At 45.7% G+C, this 2,276-nt stretch carries 2 protein-coding genes; both read left to right on the forward strand.

The annotated features are described in order from the left end of the window. Positions 1-559: 559 nt before the first annotated feature. Positions 560-1,495, forward strand: a complete 936-nt coding sequence (locus tag HMPREF3148_RS13055) for a HesA/MoeB/ThiF family protein (protein ID WP_161798068.1) — start codon at positions 560-562, stop codon at positions 1,493-1,495. Positions 1,496-1,516: 21 nt separating this feature from the next. Beyond that, the coding region (locus HMPREF3148_RS13060) for an MFS transporter (protein WP_141741063.1) at positions 1,517-2,276 on the forward strand (760 nt) is incomplete at its 3' end.

The raw sequence follows: 2,276 nt of genomic DNA on the forward strand, positions 1-2,276 counted from the left end.
GCTGAGGTAGGAACTAAACCCAGGACGCTTCATTTTAACGTCATAACACTAACACCAAAACACCACTCAATCACCGCAATCATTGGGCAAGTTGGCCATAGTCAAAGCTGTGACCCTGGAAATTCGAAAGACGTCACAGCAACAAACCACCACCCCAGACAACCTTCACATGAGATGCCTTTTAAACATTATAAAATATGTCATACGTTCACCCCTTAGAGATTTAAATTATATTTTTCATTGACTATGCTTTGGATCACTGCTACCTTTTCTGTAACTTCACTCATGAAAGGAGGAGGCCAATGTCATTCGATTTTGAAGTGATTTCCACCCAGAATCTGATGGAAGCCCACCGCGTTGGACAGGCATAAAACATCAGACAACCACGGGGACCTGAATACATTCGGGCCCCCTTTTTACTTTAGGGAGAACAATGTCCTTGATATCATTCCGGACCGCCCATGAAGTTAGGCCTCTAGGGGATGGCAGGTCAGTTGTTGGATCAAACACGGCAGGAATCGGCCACTATGTCCAGGATCCAGACCACCATCTCCAAAAATTGAATAAAATTTTGAACGGCACCCTAAATCAGCAAGAAGCTACCGAACAGATCGCTAAGCAAACGGGAATTTCTCCCTTTAATGCACATACTCTGCTGGAGAAGCTAATCCAGCTAGGACACATTGAGGCCATTTCTCAACCCAACTTAACCCCAGAACAACAGACTCGTTTTTCTCGCAGTACTGCTCTCTACTCATGGCTAGGCGGATTTGGGAAATTTGATCGATGGGCTCCTCAAGAAATTATCTGCTCGTCGAGCATTTGCATTTTAGGGGCCGGAGGCATTGGATCTAGCATCGCGTTACAGATGGTCGCAAGTGGAATAGGAAAAATAACTCTCGTTGATTTTGACACTGTCGAGTTGTCCAACCTGAATCGACAAATTGCTTATTCGGAAAAATCTATCGGCAAATTAAAGACTGATGAACTCAAAAATAGGATTAGAGAGTTAAATAGCGATTGCTCAGTACGTACGATCGAGCGAAAAATTGAAGGAGTAGAGGAATTAATTCCCATTTTCAAGGAAGTAGATCTAGTTATAAGAGCAATCGACAACCCACCCGAATCGGCATATTGGGTATCAGAAGCCGCAATAGCCACCAAAAAGCCCTGGATTGACTGCAGCTACGCCGGGCCGATGGCGGTTTGCGCGACTTTTGTCCCCGGAACGACAGGGTGCTACCGATGCCTTCGAGAAAGTGAAAAACAACGGCTGCAACAGAATAATACTTCTGGACTCTACGAGGAAACCCCTGTTGGAATTAACGCTGCGATAGCACCTATCGTGTCAATAGCCAGTGCATTGGCTTCACTCGAAGCCTTAAGGTTCTTAGTCTCAAGAACCAACTTATCTATGGGCAAAGTTCTACATCAAAACCTTGCAGACTATTCAAATCAATATTCCATTGATTTCCCCTCGTCTTGCCAACATTAGCCTTCATGAAAGGACTAAGAAATGGCCACCTTAATGAGTATTCCTGGCTATCGCCGCTTAGTCGGAACAATGGCGTTCAACCAAACTGGTTATGCAATGGCTTCAGTAATAGTTCCACTATTGATTTTTGACATAAGCAAAAACGCCACACTGGCAGGATCAGTATCAGCTTTTGGAACAGGTTCGCTTATTCTTTTGAGCCTGTTTGCCGGTGCATTAACAGATAAGTTTCATCCCTCAGTAGTGCTAAAACGAGTTACTCTCGCTCAAACGATCATTTGGATCAGCATTGCTCTCATGCTCTCCTTTAGTGATCTTCCGTTACTCCCCATAGTTTTATGCATCGTTCTCGCTTCCGCGCTCTCTGCATTCGACGCACCAAGCGAACAAAGTCTCATCAAGCAGATGGTCCCTACAAGCGATCTAGGTACAGCAAATGCTATCGCGCATGGACGTGAATCCACTGCGGAAGTTTTCGGCGGACCGAGCGCCGGACTTCTTTACGGTTTAAACCCCCACTTAGCTCTTTTTGTCCAGGGAGCATTCCATGCCATCGCCTGCGCTCTCGTTCCTCGAAAGCCTAATTCAGCGTCAGCAAATCTGCTACCCGAAGAACACGACACAAATGTTTCTGTTCTAAAGTCCTCGACTGATGGGTTCCGTTTTGTATTTAGCCACACAGGGCTGCGCGCAATCACTCTCGTGGCAGCCGTTGCCAACATTCCAATGTCAGCTTTTATCTTGGTGCTGATTTTTTCATACCGCGCTACAGGAGAATCTG

The sequence above is a fragment of the Corynebacterium sp. HMSC05D08 genome, assembly GCF_001807215.1.
Taxonomy (GTDB): Bacteria; Actinomycetota; Actinomycetes; order Mycobacteriales; family Mycobacteriaceae; genus Corynebacterium; species Corynebacterium striatum.